14 protein-coding genes are annotated in these 15,485 nt (G+C 59.0%); 4 read left to right on the forward strand and 10 right to left on the reverse strand.

Annotated features, from left to right (window positions below):
* The first annotated feature begins 84 nt into the window (after nt 1-84).
* Nucleotides 85-1,677 carry an amidohydrolase gene (locus HMPREF2698_RS11370; protein WP_070564778.1) on the forward strand — a complete coding sequence of 531 codons (1,593 nt, stop codon included), beginning with the start codon at nt 85-87 and terminating at the stop codon, nt 1,675-1,677.
* A 9-nt stretch (nt 1,678-1,686) separates the two neighbouring features.
* A complete protein-coding gene (locus tag HMPREF2698_RS11375; protein ID WP_070564781.1) occupies nt 1,687-2,922 on the forward strand; it encodes a M20 family metallo-hydrolase in 1,236 nt (411 codons plus the stop codon).
* On the opposite strand, the gene HMPREF2698_RS11380 is transcribed toward HMPREF2698_RS11375, so the two are convergent.
* The 5 genes from HMPREF2698_RS11380 to HMPREF2698_RS11400 form a co-directional block, all read right to left on the reverse strand.
* Complete coding sequence (locus tag HMPREF2698_RS11380; protein ID WP_070530955.1) at nt 2,919-3,365, reverse strand: MarR family winged helix-turn-helix transcriptional regulator; 447 nt, start codon at nt 3,363-3,365, stop codon at nt 2,919-2,921. The genes HMPREF2698_RS11375 and HMPREF2698_RS11380 overlap by 4 nt on opposite strands.
* A gap of 55 nt (nt 3,366-3,420) precedes the next feature.
* Complete coding sequence (locus HMPREF2698_RS11385; RefSeq protein ID WP_246819468.1) at nt 3,421-3,801, reverse strand: MmcQ/YjbR family DNA-binding protein; 381 nt, start codon at nt 3,799-3,801, stop codon at nt 3,421-3,423.
* A gap of 232 nt (nt 3,802-4,033) precedes the next feature.
* Entirely contained in the window at nt 4,034-4,834 is an 801-nt protein-coding gene (locus HMPREF2698_RS11390; protein WP_070564788.1) for an enoyl-CoA hydratase-related protein, read from the reverse strand.
* 2 nt (nt 4,835-4,836) lie between these two features.
* Nucleotides 4,837-5,841: an NAD(P)H-dependent flavin oxidoreductase gene (locus tag HMPREF2698_RS11395; RefSeq protein ID WP_256375534.1), complete on the reverse strand. Its 1,005-nt coding sequence runs from the start codon at nt 5,839-5,841 to the stop codon at nt 4,837-4,839.
* Between the two features lie 44 nt (nt 5,842-5,885).
* Nucleotides 5,886-6,296: an acyl-CoA thioesterase gene (locus tag HMPREF2698_RS11400; RefSeq protein WP_070564794.1), complete on the reverse strand. Its 411-nt coding sequence runs from the start codon at nt 6,294-6,296 to the stop codon at nt 5,886-5,888.
* Nucleotides 6,297-6,383: 87 nt separating this feature from the next.
* Here HMPREF2698_RS11400 and HMPREF2698_RS11405 point away from each other — a divergent pair, with 87 nt between their 5' ends.
* A complete protein-coding gene (locus HMPREF2698_RS11405) occupies nt 6,384-7,565 on the forward strand; it encodes an acyl-CoA dehydrogenase family protein (RefSeq protein ID WP_070564797.1) in 1,182 nt (393 codons plus the stop codon).
* A gap of 47 nt (nt 7,566-7,612) precedes the next feature.
* Here HMPREF2698_RS11405 and HMPREF2698_RS11410 read toward each other — a convergent pair whose 3' ends face one another.
* The 4 genes from HMPREF2698_RS11410 to HMPREF2698_RS11420 are packed head-to-tail and all read right to left on the reverse strand — an operon-like array spanning nt 7,613 to nt 12,927.
* Nucleotides 7,613-8,986: an NAD-dependent succinate-semialdehyde dehydrogenase gene (locus HMPREF2698_RS11410; RefSeq protein ID WP_070564799.1), complete on the reverse strand. Its 1,374-nt coding sequence runs from the start codon at nt 8,984-8,986 to the stop codon at nt 7,613-7,615.
* Between the two features lie 8 nt (nt 8,987-8,994).
* Nucleotides 8,995-10,518 (reverse strand): APC family permease, encoded by a 1,524-nt coding sequence (locus tag HMPREF2698_RS11415; RefSeq protein WP_070523379.1) that lies wholly within the window; start codon nt 10,516-10,518, stop codon nt 8,995-8,997.
* Entirely contained in the window at nt 10,515-11,405 is an 891-nt protein-coding gene (locus tag HMPREF2698_RS13060; RefSeq protein WP_083303840.1) for a universal stress protein, read from the reverse strand. Before HMPREF2698_RS13060 ends, HMPREF2698_RS11415 begins: the two co-directional genes overlap by 4 nt.
* A 13-nt stretch (nt 11,406-11,418) precedes the next feature.
* Nucleotides 11,419-12,927 (reverse strand): flavin monoamine oxidase family protein, encoded by a 1,509-nt coding sequence (locus HMPREF2698_RS11420; protein ID WP_070523376.1) that lies wholly within the window; start codon nt 12,925-12,927, stop codon nt 11,419-11,421.
* 177 nt (nt 12,928-13,104) lie between these two features.
* Here HMPREF2698_RS11420 and HMPREF2698_RS11425 point away from each other — a divergent pair, with 177 nt between their 5' ends.
* Entirely contained in the window at nt 13,105-13,761 is a 657-nt protein-coding gene (locus HMPREF2698_RS11425; RefSeq protein WP_141748954.1) for a TetR/AcrR family transcriptional regulator, read from the forward strand.
* Nucleotides 13,762-13,927: 166 nt separating this feature from the next.
* Here the strand turns inward: HMPREF2698_RS11425 and HMPREF2698_RS11430 are convergent, their stop codons facing one another.
* A complete protein-coding gene (locus HMPREF2698_RS11430; protein ID WP_070530937.1) occupies nt 13,928-15,460 on the reverse strand; it encodes a permease family protein in 1,533 nt (510 codons plus the stop codon).
* Nucleotides 15,461-15,485 lie beyond the last annotated feature (25 nt).

Raw genomic sequence — 15,485 nt, forward strand, 5'->3', positions numbered from 1 at the left:
CACTGCTGCGTTTAGCATGTGGGGACTAGCACAGCACGCGCCGCGTGCAGTGTGCCGGAGAAACAGGAGAACTCAGGAGGACGCATGATCACGCGCATCGACAACGCCCACATCCTGACCCAGGATCCCGCGCGGCCGGTTGCGGATTCGGTGGCTTTTGCCAACGGGCGCATCCTCGCGGTGGGGGAGGCCGCCCACGCCCTGCCCGCCGACGAGACGTGGGATGCCGGCGGGCGCACGCTCACCCCTGGCTTTAACGATGTGCATTCCCACACCGTGTGGTTCGGCCAGACGCTGCTCGAGGTGGATCTTTCCGAGGTCACAACTCCCGAGGAGGTCTACGCCGCCGTGCGCGCCGCCGAGTCGAACCCCGACGGTTGGGTGGTGGCCTCCGGATTCCGTCCCTCCGGGCTAGATGCCCCGGTGGAGATAGAACAACTCGACCGCGCCACAGGGGACGCTCCGCTGTTGATCAAGCACAACTCGGGCCACGCCTACACGGTCAACACCGCGGCCCTTCGCGCGGCGAGCGTCGATCCCACCAACCCGCCCGAGGTGGACGGCGGCGAGTTCGTCCGCGATGCCGACGGGCACTGCACGGGGCTGCTCGACGAAAACGCCATGCGCGCCATCCAGAACGTGACCCTGCCGGAATCCGGGGAGGAAATCGGCCGCGCATTAGAGCTGGCCACGCGCCGTTACCTGGAGCGCGGTCTGACCTCCGTCACGGATGCCGGGGTGGCCGGCGGCTGGATCGGGCACAGCCCGCGCGAGATCGCCGCCTATCAAAACGCCACCCTGCACACACGCATGCAGGTGATGGTGACCATGGACGTGCTCCACGAGATTCCCGGCCACGCCTCCGACGGTCCCGGCTGGGGCCTCGACGGTGGCCTGCGCACCGGGTTTGGTGACGAGTGGCTGCAGGTCGGCCCCGTCAAGATCTTCAGCGATGGCTCCCTGCTCGGCACCACCGCCGCGCTGAGTGAGAATTACGCCTGCTGCTCCCATCACGGATACTTCCAGGGCGATCCTGAGCAGATGCGAGCACGTGCGCTGCAGGCGGCGAATTCCGGCTGGTCTTTGGCCATTCACGCTATTGGTGATGCGGCAGTGGATTTTGCGATTGAGACGCTGGGGGAGGCCGTCGCCAAGCACGGTGCGCCAGCGATGCCGCACCGCATCGAACACGGCGGCGTGGTGCGGCCCGACCAGATTGAGCGCCTGCGCGGCCAGCCCATCGTGGTGGTGCCGCAGCCGCTGTTCATCCCGGCTTTCGGTGATGCGATGGCGGAGTCCCTCGGCCCGGAGCGCACCGCGTGGAGCTACCCGGGCAAGCGGCTTCTCGACGCCTCTCTCATCCTCCCCGGCAGCTCCGATCAACCCGTGGCGCCCGGTGTGCCGCTGGAGGTCATGCAGGCCTTCGTGGAGCGGCGCACCGCCTCGGGCCGGGACTATGGGCCTAAGGACCGTCTGACCCCAGCCGAGGCCCTCTATGCCTATACCGCTGGCTCCGCCGCGGCGACCGGCTGGGCCGGACGCAAGGGGCAGGTGATGCCGGGGCAGCTGGCAGATTTTGTGCTGCTTTCCCAGGACCCGCTGCAGACTGATGACCTATCCACCATCGACGTGGCCGCCACCATCGTGGGCGGCGAGCTGCGCTACGGAAGTATTTAAGGAGTAGACATGCGAGCAACCACCAACGAACAATTCCTGGCCGATTTCCAAGCCATGTCCGCCAACGGTGCCACCCCGGGCGGTGGCGTGGAACGGCAGGCAGCCAGTTCCGGCGATAACCTCAACCGCGCCTGGTTCCACGAGGTCCTAGAGTCCCTCGGGGCGCGCGTCATCTATGACGAGATTGGCAACCAGTACGGACTCTTCGAGCTTGCCCCCGGCGCCGAGTACGTGGGCCTGGGCTCACATCTGGATTCGCAGCCCTTGGCCGGCCGTTTCGACGGTGCTTATGGCGTGCTGGCTGCAGCCCATGCTGCCGGGCGCGTGGCGCAGTCGGGTGCCAAGGCGCGCTATAACCTGGCGGTTATCAACTGGTTCAACGAGGAAGGCTCGCGCTTTGCGCCCTCCATGATGGGCAGCTCGGTGTTCGTGGGAACGCTCACGCTTGACCGCGCCCACTCCGCCACCGACCTTGCCGGCGTCACCGTTGCGCAGGCCCAGGAGGAAGCCGGTTGGGCCCCGCGCGGTGAAGCCCCGAAGCTCGCGGCCTATGCGGAGATCCACGTCGAACAAGGTAAGGAACTTGAAGCTGCCGGCAACACGATTGGCTTGGTTACCGCCACGTGGGGTGCGAAGAAATTCCAGGCGGTGGTCTCCGGTGAGCAGGGCCATACCGGTTCCACTCTGATGGCCGATAGGAAGGATGCGCTCTTCGGCGCCTCCCTCATTATTGCTTCAGTAGAGCGCCTCACCCACGAATTTGCCGAAGGCCAGCTGCAGGCTTCGGTCTCGCAGCTAACACTGGAGCCGAACTCCCCCGTGACCATCGCCCGCGAGGTGCGCTTCAACGTGGATGTGCGCTCACCCTCCACGGAGGTGTTGGAGAAAGCCCAAGTGCGTCTGCAGGAGATCATCGCTGAAGCAGAGGAGGAATCACGCACCTCGGTTGAGCTCACCCCGACGCACGAGTGGGCGCTCAACCCTTACCCGGCCGCCGGCGTGGAATTAGCCCGTGAGGTCGTGCAGGAGCTGGGGTACCCGCACCAAGAGATTTACACGGTGGCCGGGCATGACTCGACCAACCTGAAAGAAGTGGTGCCGACGGTCATGCTCTTCATCCCATCCGTCGACGGCATCTCCCACAACGAAAAGGAGTTCACCACGGAGGAAGACTGCGTGGCCGGCGTGGACGTGTTGACGCACGTGGCGCAGCGCATCGTGGAATCCGGGTGCGGCGAGCGCTAGTCGTTATCGCTCCACGGTTCATACCCGAAGGCCTTCATCGCGATTTCGAATCCGCGCTTCATTGCTTTCAGCTCTTCCTCGCTGTGCTCGTAGGTGCGCAGGCGCACCGGGCCGGTGAGGGGGACGTGGAGCAAGAAGTGCTGGCCTTCCTCGGTGATGCTGCACAGGCGGCGGCGAAGATCTTCCGGATCATCATCGATGGAGATAAGCTCATCGCGCACCAAGCGCTTGACCGCCTGCCCGATGGTGGCGGGCTGCCATCCCAACTCCTTGCGCAGCTGCAGGATGGGGATGGGGCTCTTCTTATCGATGAGCCGGAGAAGCGAAAGATGGGAGCCGGTGATCCCGTATTCGCGGCGCGCTTCCGTATCGAACCGCGCGCGGGCGCGCTCGAAGCGGCGATATTCCGCAATGGTCTCATCGATTAGCTCATTTTTGCTCACGCGATCCAGCGTAAGAGTTGAGGACTCGCGTCCGCAAATGTTTACGTTGACAACCCTAACCAAAGGTGGAGGGATCGATGGGCCGTTGCGAGCGAGGGAGTTTCTCCACCACGAGGCGGTACGAGTCCGTCACGAGTTCGGCCAGCAGCTGCGGGGTGAGCTTGGCGTCGGGATACACGGAAACCCAATGGCGCTTATTCATGTGGTAGCCAGGTGCGATGAAGGAATACTCTCTGCGCAGCGCTTCGCCATCGAGGGGCTCGACCTTGAGGATGGCTTGCTGGGAACCAGTCACGGCGGTGAGAAGGAGGAAGACCTTGCCGCGCACCTTAAAGACGTCCCAGTCCGGCCCGAAGGGGTGCGTCAGCGTGGCGCCGGGAAGCTCCGCAGCGCGTGCGGTGGCGCAGGCATTGAGGTCTAGGGCAGCGGTGCTCATGAGGTCCACACTAGGTGAAAACACCGTTGGGCCCCTTTTTCGATTTCTCGAAGAAAGGGGCCCAACGGCGTCTCTATCAAGTCCCTCCGTGTATCGGCCACTGGCCGCCCTCTGGAGGGTGAGGGGTTCTCTCTCGCATGCGCTCTCTCAAACGCACAAGACAGAGTATGGCGGGCGACGCTGGATTCACCATGTGGTCTCCCTGGCAGTTTTCTACTAGTCAAAACCGCCGCTAATCAAAGCGCGCGGGCCGCTTCTCCAGGAAAGCCATGACGCCTTCCTTGTGGCCTGCCGAATCCATCTGTGCGTACTGCGTGGGCTCCTCCCAGGCGAGCTGCTCATCGAGCTGCCCCAGTGCGGTGCGGTTGATGGCTTCCTTGGCCTTGGCCAGGGCGTCACGTGGCGCGATATGCAGGCGTTGGGCTAGCTGCAGCGCGGCCTCGAGGGCTTGGCCCTGGGGCGCGCGCTTGGCGACGATCCCAGCCGCCTCCGCTTCGGCGACGCCGAGCTTGTCCTGCAGCAGTGCCAAGGCAAGAGCGCGGTGGCGCCCCACGGAGGCGAGTGCGGTGAGGCTTACGCCGCCGTCCGGGATAAGGCCGATCTTGCCGAAGGGCAGCGTGAAATAGGATTCTTCAGCAGCCACGATGAGATCGCAGGCGAAGGCCAGCGATGCCCCAGCGCCGGCGGCTGCGCCTTCGACCGCGGCGATGACGGGAATCTCGGCGGCCTGGATTTCGGTGACGAGCGCGTTGAGCTGCGGCAGCATCGTCGACTCAGCCGGGTTGGGGGTCTCGCCCGACTGCTGCGCTGCAGCCGCAGCCTGTGCCGCCGCCACGATGTCCGCGCCCGCGCAGAAGGCGGTCTCATCACCAGTGATGATGAGGGCGCGGATGGAGGGGTCTTGGGAGGCGTCGGCAAGCGCGGCCGAAAGTGCTTCGCAGTGTTCCTTGGCAATGGCGTTGCGCCGCGCGGAGTTGTTGATTTGGGCGATAAGGGCGGAGCCTTCGCGGCGGGTGAGGATGGCGTCGGTCATGGTTAGTCCTTAACGAGTTCGGTGAGGGAGGAAATGATGCGCTGGGCATCGGCGGAAATGCGGGAGACGATCTCGGAGCACGGGGCGACGTCGTGGATAAGCCCCTGCGAGGTACCACAGGTCCACACGCCCGCATCCAAGTCACCGGTCTCGTAGACCGCGCGGCCGCGCTTGCCGGCAACGAGGTGGCGGATATCGCCGAACTCCGCGCCTTGAGCGAGGCGCTCGGCTACCTCATCGCTCACGGCATTCTTGGCCACGCGGGTGGAATTGCGCAGCTCCCGGAGGATGAGCTGGGTATCCAGCTCGGAGCGCTCCACGATGGCCTGCTTGACGTTCTCGTGCACCGGCGCCTCTGCGGAGGCTACGAAGCGGGTGCCCATGTTGATGCCCTCGGCGCCCAAAGCGAGCGCGGCGGCCAGGCCGCGGCCATCCGCGAAACCGCCCGAGGCGATGATGGGGATATCGAGTTGATCCGCGGCGGCGGGGATGAGGACTAGGCCCGGGATGTCATCCTCGCCAGGGTGGCCAGCGCATTCGAAGCCATCGATGCTGACGATGTCCACGCCTACCTTTTGCGCGCTGAGCGCGTGGCGCACGGAGGTGCACTTGTGGATGACGGTGATACCCGCGTCCTTGAAGGCCGGCATGTGCTCCTTGGGATTGTTGCCGGCGGTTTCGGCGATCTTTACGCCTTCTTCGATGATGACGTCGCGGTACTCCGCATAGGGCGGCGGGGTAATCGCCGGCAGCATGGTGAGGTTGACGCCGAAGGGCTTGTCTGTGAGCTCGCGGGTGCGGCGGATCTCGTGGCGGAGATCCTCCGGGGTGGGCTGGGTGAGCGCGGTGACGACGCCGAGGCCGCCGGCATTGGATACAGCAGCGGCGAGCTCGGCGCGGCCGACCCACTGCATGCCGCCTTGGATGATGGGGTGAGTGATGCTGAGCATCTCGGTAACGCGGGTGGAAATCATGAGGGTTGTGCTCCTTTGTGAGTGACTAGAAATTGGAGAGAAGTGGATGGAAGTTCTGGGCTAAAGGCGGTGAATGGCTATTCGGAGAAATGAGCGCTCAGGCGCTCGGTGAGGTCGTCGGGCAGGGGGATGGGGCGGCGCGCGGAGACGTCGATAAGCACCAGCGTCGCCGTGGCGAACACGCACGAGGTGCCGTCCTGGATGAGTTCGTGGGCCACCTGGTAGGAGGTGGTTCCGATGCGGGAAATCCACACCCGCGCCTCGATGGAATCGGTGTAGGTGAGCTCGGCCTCGTACTGCACTTCGAGGGATCGCACCACGTGAGCGTAGGTATCGGTGGCGACGGGTCCGGTCAGTGCGGCGGCTGCGCGGACGCGGGCCTCCTCGAGGAGGGTGACTATCGTGGCGTTGTTGACGTGGGCGTTCGCGTCCTGGTCGGACCACCGTAAAGCGAGGGGCACCGGGATGGCGTTGGCGGGCGCGCGCATTGTTCCTCCTTGAGGGAGCGGGTAGAGTGATGCGTATTACTATACATACGAATTGTGGTTCGTCACTCGAACCGTGAGGAGAATGCCATGACAGATCTGCTGGGAATCGACGCCCTCCTGAGCGAAGAAGAAAAAGCCACGCGTGACCGCGTGGCCGCACTGGTGGATGAACATATCCGCCCGCACGTGGCGCAGTGGTACGAGGACGCGGTGCTGCCGGAGTCGATCTTCCCGGTGCTCGCGGAGGCTGGTCTGTTCGGGATGCACCTGGAAGGCTACGGCTGCGCCGGGCGCACTGCCGTGGAATACGGGCTGGCCATGCAGGAGCTAGAGGCCGGCGATTCGGGAATTCGCACGGTGGTCTCGGTGCAGGGCTCGCTGGCGATGTCGGCCATTTATAAGCACGGCTCGGAGGAACAGAAGCAGCAATGGTTGCCTAAGATGGCCGCCGGTGACGTCATTGGCTGCTTCGGGCTAACGGAACCGACCGCCGGATCGGACCCGGCGGGCATGGCGACGGTGGCGTGCTACCGCTCAGGCGAGTGGGTTCTGGATGGCGCGAAGCGCTGGATTGGCCTGGCAAGCGTGGCCGGGGTGGCCATCATCTGGGCCAAGGTGTCCGAGGAGGATGCCTCCGCCGCCGGGGTGGAGGCGGGCGTGCGCGGGTTCATCGTGCCGACGTTCGCGCCGGGGTTTAAGGCGACGCCAATCACCCGCAAGCTGTCGATGCGCGCGTCCATCCAGTGCGATATTTCGCTGGATGGTGTGACCGTGCCTGGTGACGCCCTGCTGCCCAAGCACCCTGGCCTCAAGGGGCCGTTCATGTGCCTTAATGAGGCGCGCTTCGGTATCAGCTTCGGTGCTTTGGGCGCTGCGCGCGATTCCTTGGAGGTGGCGCTGAAGTATGCCAAGGAGCGCAAGCAATTCGACCGCTCGCTGGCATCCTTCCAGCTCACGCAGCAAAAGCTGGTCGATATGGCGGTGGAGCTGAACAAGGGGCAGCTGTTGGCGCTCAACCTGGGGCGCGCCAAGGACGCGGGAACGTTGGAGCCCTACCAAATCTCGGTGGGCAAGCTGGCCAACTGCCGCACCGCCATCGAGATCTGCCGCCAAGCTCGCACCGTCTTGGGCGGCAACGGCGTCACCGCGGACTACTCGCCGCTGCGGCACGTCGCCAACCTGGAATCGGTGCGCACCTACGAGGGCACGGATGAGATCCACACGCTGATTCTGGGGCGCGTGCTGACGGGGGAGCAGGCGTTTAGCTAAAAGTGGCCCGAAGTCCCTTGATGAAGAGGCTTCGGGCCTAGCTGTGTTTAGTTGGCGATGAAGTACATCTGTTTATTGATGAACTCCTCGATACCAAGTGAACCAAGCTCGCGACCGAAACCTGAACGCTTGACACCACCAAAGGGGAGTTCAGGACCTTCACCAGTTGGTGTATTGACGTTGCTCATGCCAGATTCGATGCGCTCAGCAATTGCTTGGGCTCGCTTGGAGTCTTGAGAGAACACTGCTGCGCCAAGGCCGAAGACATTGTCGTTAGCTATCTCGAGCGCTTCCTCATCAGTCTTAAACTTGTAGACCGTGGCGACCGGTCCAAAGAATTCCTCATAATAGGAATCGCTACCTCGAGGGATATCTGTGATTACTGCAGGGGAGATGTAGGCGCCCTCCTCTGAGAGTTCACCACCCGCCAGTAGCTGGCCTCCAGCAGAAACAGCGCGCTCGAGCTGTTCTTTGAGGTTCTCTGCAGCGCTACGGGAAGATAGCGGGGCATACACAGTTTCCCCGGCAGTATCCGGTAGTCCTGGCTCCATTTGTTGTGCAAGATTAACTAGTTCTTGAACAAACTCGTCATAAATGTCTTCTGCGACAATAAGCCGCTTGTTTGAATTGCAGGCTTGGCCGGTGTTGTAGATACGCGTACCCCAAGCGAGTTCGGCTGAAGCCTTAACATCATCCGTGTCGAGGATGACATATGGATCTGAACCTCCAAGCTCGAGTACGGCTTTCTTGAGGTGCTGGCCAGCCTGTGCACCAACGATAGCTCCGGCCCGCTCGGATCCGGTAAGAGAAACTCCTTGAACGCGGGGATCTGCGATCAAGGTAGAGATTTGCTCATGGGTAGCAAAAACATTGGTGTACACCCCTGCCGGAAGGCCGGCATCGAGAAAGATCTTTTCGATCGCCAGAGCAGAACGCGGGCAAATCTCCGCGTGTTTAAGGATGATGGTGTTTCCTGCGACAAGGTTGGGTCCTGCAAATCGCGCTACCTGGTAGTACGGGAAGTTCCACGGCATGATGCCGAGCAGAGGCCCGAATGGGCGGCGGCGAATGAATGCCTTACCGTCCGCCTCCGTAGGGATCTCTTGATCCGCGAGAAACTTCTCCGCGTTGTCCGCATAGTACTGGATGATGGCAGATGAGAACTCGGCTTCTTCAACGCCTTCCGGAAGTGGCTTCCCCATCTCTTCAGCAATGATGGCAGCGAGTTCTTCTTTGCGTTCTTCAAAGAGTGAAGCTGCCTTGGCCACAATTTCTGCTCGTTGTGAGACTGGAGTTCCAGACCATTCGGTGAAAGCTACGGAAGAAGCTTCGAGGATTGGCTCAATAGCAGCATCATCGAGAGCATCGAAAGTTTCAATGATCTTGTTGTTGACTGGATTCTGTACACGGTACTGAGACATTTTTCCTCCTAGGAAAAGTTTGGGGTTGTTGTATCTGAACTGGATTCACTACGGCTGATTACTGAGCCCGTGAAGAAATCTGGGTTGCGGAGTCGGGTAATGAACATGAGGATTAAACCGAGCACGAGGATGCTGGCGCCCAGGATGAAGACGATTCCGACCCCTCCAAGAGAAGAACCGGAACCAAAGCTCGGGTCCATGGAGTCATAAGCGGTGATGAAAAACATTAATAGAAGGAAGCCACCGCCCAGCAACGGGCATAGAAACTTAAACAGGAAGTTCCTTACTGAAGTAAAGAGTTCTTTTCGGAAATACCACAGACAGGCAACTGCTGTGATGCCGTAATAGAAACAAATCATGAGACCAAGAGCAGCAATTGTGTCCCAAAGTGCATTCTCTGAGAGCACTCTTGTTATGGCGTAAAAGGCTCCAGAAACGACGGTTGCGACAATCGTTGCGACGGTTGGAGTTTGGAATCGTGGGCTGATTCGAGCCAATTGTGGGGGAAGAGCTTTGTAATAGCTCATCGCCAGAATCGTGCGGGCGGGGCTAACCAGCGTGGATTGCAAGGATGCAAAAGAGCTAGCTAGAACCGAGATATAGATAAGGATGGCAAATGGGCCCATAACCGGGTAAGAAAGCACTGCAAAAATTGATTCCTGATTGTCTGGGTTACCGGCGCCTAGTCCGCTTTCGCCGATGCCCGCCCATGCCATAACGGCTACCGCTGTAAGTACATACAAAATGATCGTGATGACGATGACGACGGTAGCCGCCCGGCCAGGAGTTTTTTCTGGGTTTTTCGTTTCTTCATTCATAGTTAGGGTGACATCCCAGCCCCAGAACATGAAGATGGATAGTGAGATTCCGGCAGCAACCACCGAGAAGTCCTTGATTTCAAATGGGTTGAACCAGCTGAATTGGATCGGGGTGAAATCGAATCCATCTCCGTTGTAAGCCCTCCATAATGCTGCGACATCGAAGGAGACAATTGCGATGATTTGAATTGCAACGAGGATGTATTGCATCTTCTGCGTTGTGTCCATACCTCGATACGCGACCCAAGCTGCAGCAACTAAGAACACAAGTGTGGTTGGAATATTTACCCAGAGGTTGCGTGTGAGTTCAGCGAGCTCTGGTCTACCGGCAAGCTGTGCGATGAGCAGATAGAAGAAGTCAACGGCCACTGCGGCAAGGTTCGATAGGACCAATATCGTGGCGGCGATCAGACCCCAGCCACCCATCCAACCGACCCACGGGCCGAAGGCTTTGGTCGCCCATGTAAAAGTGGTTCCTGAATCAGGAGCACGGTTGTTGAGCTCGCGGTAAGCAAAGGCCACAAGCAGCATGGGGATAAACCCCAGAATGAGAACGGCTGGAACGAAGACGCCCACGGCCGAGATGGCAGGACCGATTCCCGAAGTGAGTGTGTAAGTTGGCGCCAAACAACTAATGCCAATGACGACAGCTCCGAGCAAACCGACTTTGCCGACTGCCAATCCTTTCTCTGAAACTGCTGGTTGTTCACTCATGAGGGAGCACCTCCTTTCAGCGACATGTAGCCCGAAGGGACAACAATGGTTGGAACTGGTAAGTGCTTGAGGATTCGATGAGCAGTTGTGCCAAGGAAGAGCCGACCATCGCCGGCAATACGCGCAGAACCAAGAACTGCCACTTCGCCCTCTTCCCAGCTAAGGTTTCGCAGCGCTGACTGGACACTTGATCCCGAAGTAGTGATGCGTGACGCTTGTCCCTTGGAAACCGCTTCTTCGATTGCCTCCGAGAGTGGGAGCTCAAATCCGTGCCCGGCATCTTCTCCGGAGATCTTCAAGGTAATGATGCGTAATGGAATCTCTCGGCGGTTTGCGCGGTCCAGTCCGATTGCCGCGACATCTGATCGTCCTCGGCGCGGGCCAACAAGGGCAGAAATACTCGTTATCGGTCCTGGATATGAATAGTCTTGAGGAGCTAGCGCTACTGGTGTTTGTGCTGTGTATAGCAATGAACTGGGTACTGTACCGATGCGGAATCGGTTCAAAAGTCCGCCTGAGCGTGCTCCGACGACGATTAAATCGCACTCAAGTTTTTGCGCGGCATCATTCAAGGCAAGAGCGGGTTCTGTCCCCTCGACGACGTGCCATGTCGCAGAAATGTCAGCGGGAAGACTATTTAACGCACTGGCGAGACGCTGTTCGGTTTGTTCTCGCACAATCGCGTTGTAACCAGGATCTTGAGTCTGAACACCAAAACCTTGAGGACTAACAGGAGGAATAACCGAGACTATCTTCAGGTTGACCTGGCGCTCACGCGCGAGAGCAATTCCTAAATGGAGAGCATCATGACCGTCAGAGGTGTCGATGTATGCGACTAGCAGAGAGCCGTTAGCCCTGCGGCGCGGAAAATCTGTGGGTGGATTCATGAACAGTCACCGCTTATCCCTGCCCAAGAATCTGTTTCGCAACGGCTTCACCGATACGCACCGCGCCGTCGACGTGCTGGTAACCTGCACCAGCGATGTCAGAAGAGGAGTAATAGATAGGGCCGGTTGGTTTGTTCTGAAGATGGCCCCAACGCGATAGTCCACCCAAATCGTATGACGTTGCGTAGGCTCCGCGAGTCCATTCTTCGGCCGCCATATCAGAGAGGAAGAATGCGATTGGCTTCTTCACCTTGTCACCAAGGTAAATGGACATTGCATCGAGGATGCGCTCTTTGCGTTCTTCAGCGGGGAGAGCCCACATCTCTTCGGCGTAAACGTCGGAAACAAAGCCAACCAATGTGCCGAATGCGTCTTCTTTTCCTTCCTCACCGCCTGCGAAGTTTTTGCCGTAATTGGTGTTGTCATAGATTTCGGCAACGAGTCGATCGCCACCGAATGCAGTACCGGACAGTCCCTCTTCACGCCAGAAGGGAGTTTCATAGACTGCATGAACTTTGATGACGAGACCCATGGAAATGTGCTGATGGGCAACATGCTGTTCTCGCGGCAGGGGAGGCACGTAGGAAATGCGATTATAGAGGTTTGGCGGAACCGCAAGGATAGCGTTTTTAGCATGGACAACAGCGCGATCAGAATAGGCAGTTACGGTTCCCGGTCCACCATTGTTGTCCACACCATTGCGGACGTCCGCTTCAACATTGTTGGGGGCGTCTGCCGTAGAAGGATCTGGCGTAGCCCATTCGAGAGTGCGAACAGGTGAACTGAGAATGACGTCATCGCCGAGTTCCTCTGCCATCGTTATGGAAACTGACTGCATGCCGCCGGCAACTCGCTTATCAAGCAAGAAGTTTTCATCAACAAGGTTGTCGAAAGAACCAGCAGATGAAGCCATCAGAGCTGCTTGAAGTACGGAAAAGGTGCGGGAAGGCTTAGTAAGCATTCCAGAGGAAATGTAAAGCGAGATGTTGTCAATTGCCTCAGAATCGTCAGATAGGCTTTCTAACCAGTCACGGAAGGATTGGCTATCGAGTTCTTTGGCTCGTGGGTGCTCCCAAGGGGCGTTAGCGTCGACTTCCTCGGCCAGCTGATTGAGCTCAGCGATCAATCGATTCATCTCGGAGGCGGTTTCCTCTGACGTTGGGAAGGTATCTCCCTCAAATTCGTGGCGCGTGCCGTCTGGGGACACGTAGACTGATTTTCCTTCGCGGTACCGATCAAAAGTCTCGAGTCCGAGCTCTTGGACGAGTTCGGTGAGGCGCGTTTGATCGGGGGAAATCCACTGGCCGCCGATCTCAATGAAGTGTTCAGTACCTTGGTCGTCGAGTACCTTTCCGTTCCAGGTACGGCCGCCCACGCGATTGCGGGCTTCGAGAACACAGACTGATTTTCCTGCTTTCTTGAGAGTGCGGGCAGCCATTAGCCCTGAAGCACCGGCGCCGATGATTACAACATCGACTGTGCGCTCTTCGGCGTTGGGATTACCATTACGTTGCGTGACCATTGGAGCGTTTCTCCTTCGCGTGCAGTAGGTATGCGGTGAGTGAGACCTTCGTATGGACGATGGTGTTTCAACGTTAAATTAAAGGGTTTAATTTAACGTTGTGACTACAGTAACAAACGCGCGGAAAGAATTGTAGGGATCACAGTGGTAAATGTTTCGCGCCCCAAAGGGCGGCCAGTGAAAGCGCTGGTGAACCGGCAAAAAATAGCATCAGCCGCACTGCAAATTGTTGAGCGCAAGGGGCTTGAAGCCCTATCGATGTCAGCGGTAGCTCGGTCAATGAAGGTCAGTACCGCAGCGCTCTATAATCACATTTCGAATAAAGAAGAACTGCTGGCTCTGGTACAAGATGACATCATTGCAAAGGTCGATACTTCGTCGCTGAAGCACGCCCTTGCAGGGGAACTACCAGCAGCTGATGCGCTTCGGCAATGGGCATGGTCGTATCGGGATATTCTGGCTGATAATATTCCGCTGATTCGCGTAATTACTGAGCTTCCACTTTATGGTTCGCCCCAAACGATTTCGATGTACGAATTGCTCGTCCAAGTAATTGCACTCGCTGGAGTTCCCGAACCGGAAGTTATTACGAGGCTTGTCGCAGTAGAGTCTCTTGTTTTTGGTTCTGCTTACGACGTTCATGCGCCTTTGAATATTTTTGAATCGCCTGGGCCTGGAGATAGTCCATTGAACAAGATGAATGACATCTACTTGGCTCAATTCCGAGAGCAGTCTTCGGAGGAGAGCGAACAATCTAAACTTCGTGCGGACAAGTCGTTTGAAACTGGTTTGGAAGCCCTGTTGGAACAGTTCCTATCATCAAATGAGGCTTAAATTTGTGACGTCTATTTAGAGAATACAGCCCCACGGATAAAACGGATTCCATCCAGCAGCCTCTCGAATAGCTGACATAGAAGGATGAAATGCGAAACCCTCCCCTGCAGCTAGGGGTGAACTGCTATTGGGGAGGGAAGCACCTTGGGGAATAAGCTGGTTGAGCTTAGGTCTCGCTAGATTTTGGAGATTCTTTGGATCCTGTGCGGTGGGCGTTCGGATCGATCGGGTGCCCGTCAGCGTCTAGATCATTGAGTTCTGCCAGCTCCGTGAAATCCGCCTGCGCGTCGGCGAAGCCTTCCTCCGGATCGATCTCATCGAAGTTGCGGATGGTGCCGTCGCGCTCGTCCTTGAACATGTCCTTGCCGTAGATGACCAGCACCATAATGATGCCGGCGGCGAATCCCCACGCGGCGCCCTGGGTGGCCAGCACGCCAGCGGTTATGCCTGCGATGCCGAGGTCTTTCTGGTTCTTGGCCTCCATGATGCCCACACGCACGGATACGAAGCCCTGGATGATGAGCGTCAGTGCCAAGCCCACCGGCAGGATAGGCTCAACGAAAGAGGTAATCGGTAGCAGGAGGAGGCCCGTGTTGGTGCCCCAGCGGAAGGAGCCCGCGCCACCGAATATGGTGCGCATGGCGCGCTTGCCCTGCTTGTAGCGCTCAACGATGACCACGTGCATCGCCGCCCACAGTGGACCACACATGGCGATGTCTGGGCCGATGATGGACATCAGCATGTTGCGGCCGCCGAAGAGGAGGTGTGCGCGCGACGGGCTGTAGACCACGGCCTCATCCGTACGGACATGGTCGGCTTCCTTGAGAACGGCGTTGGCTTGCAGGACGTCACCGAAGACGACGATGTAGGCAGCCAACACTGTGGGGATGGCGGTAAGGAACATGTGCGCCGGCGGCAAGCCAACGCCGAAGACCGTGTACTCAGACCACAGCGTGATGAAGTCAGGCTTGGAGAAGCCCCATTCCACGTCCGGCCACGGTGCCTCGCCGGCCAGCGGTGCGACGAAAACCGCGACGAAGATTGCAGGCAGGATGCCTAGCGAAGCCAGGAAGCGCCAGCCGGCGGCCTTCTGCCGCAGTGCCTGGAAGCCGCGCGAATACATGAGGAAGAAGGCCACGGCCACCGCGATGGTGATGGTGATAGGGAAGGAGTGGAAACGTCCGTCTTCTTGAAATACCGAGATAATCGCTGCAATACCGGCACCAAGCACGATACCGGCGCGCAGACCTGAAGGAATGAGGCGAACGACCTTTGACGCCCACCCAGTTATACCCAGTGTTAAGGAGAATATGCCCAGCAAGAGCTGGAAACTGATCAGCGCCCAGATTCGCTGCTCTCCTTCCGGGAAGGTCTGGATGTAGACCGTCAGCAGCGGAATAGCTGGGGTAATCCAGCCCGGGACAACCGGGTCACCCAAGAGGTGGTGAGTCAGGTAGAGAAGGCCGTTGAGCATGACGACGGCCAGTGCCGCCTCATAGGGCATGCCGAGGGCCTCAGTCATCAGGGGGATAGCGCCCAGATCGACCACGCACATGAACAGGCCTTGGGCAAAGTCCGGCCACTCAATGCGGTAGTGCACGAACGGCAAGCGGACATCAAATGGCCCCATCTTCCAGTGGGGCGAAGCTTGACCGATTCCCTGTTCTTCGGGTTCGGCGGCTTCGGTGGTTGCGGCCATGACGGCCTCCTTTCAAAGAAAAAGG

Origin of the sequence: Corynebacterium sp. HMSC072A02 (assembly GCF_001810085.1) — a bacterium.
GTDB classification, from domain to species: domain Bacteria; phylum Actinomycetota; class Actinomycetes; order Mycobacteriales; family Mycobacteriaceae; genus Corynebacterium; species Corynebacterium hesseae.

What these genes read in the sequence shown, in the direction of transcription:
- HMPREF2698_RS11400 (WP_070564794.1), bottom strand. Translation starts at nt 6,296, where the DNA reads ATGCGCGCGCCCGCCAACGCCATCCCGGTGCCCCTCGCTTTACGGTGG.
- HMPREF2698_RS11410 (WP_070564799.1), bottom strand. Translation starts at nt 8,986, where the DNA reads ATGTCTCAGTACCGTGTACAGAATCCAGTCAACAACAAGATCATTGAA.
- HMPREF2698_RS11370 (WP_070564778.1), top strand. Translation starts at nt 85, where the DNA reads ATGATCACGCGCATCGACAACGCCCACATCCTGACCCAGGATCCCGCG.
- HMPREF2698_RS11390 (WP_070564788.1), bottom strand. Translation starts at nt 4,834, where the DNA reads ATGACCGACGCCATCCTCACCCGCCGCGAAGGCTCCGCCCTTATCGCC.
- HMPREF2698_RS11405 (WP_070564797.1), top strand. Translation starts at nt 6,384, where the DNA reads ATGACAGATCTGCTGGGAATCGACGCCCTCCTGAGCGAAGAAGAAAAA.
- HMPREF2698_RS11420 (WP_070523376.1), bottom strand. Translation starts at nt 12,927, where the DNA reads ATGGTCACGCAACGTAATGGTAATCCCAACGCCGAAGAGCGCACAGTC.
- HMPREF2698_RS11385 (WP_246819468.1), bottom strand. Translation starts at nt 3,801, where the DNA reads ATGAGCACCGCTGCCCTAGACCTCAATGCCTGCGCCACCGCACGCGCT.
- HMPREF2698_RS11415 (WP_070523379.1), bottom strand. Translation starts at nt 10,518, where the DNA reads ATGAGTGAACAACCAGCAGTTTCAGAGAAAGGATTGGCAGTCGGCAAA.
- HMPREF2698_RS13060 (WP_083303840.1), bottom strand. Translation starts at nt 11,405, where the DNA reads ATGAATCCACCCACAGATTTTCCGCGCCGCAGGGCTAACGGCTCTCTG.
- HMPREF2698_RS11430 (WP_070530937.1), bottom strand. Translation starts at nt 15,460, where the DNA reads ATGGCCGCAACCACCGAAGCCGCCGAACCCGAAGAACAGGGAATCGGT.
- HMPREF2698_RS11375 (WP_070564781.1), top strand. Translation starts at nt 1,687, where the DNA reads ATGCGAGCAACCACCAACGAACAATTCCTGGCCGATTTCCAAGCCATG.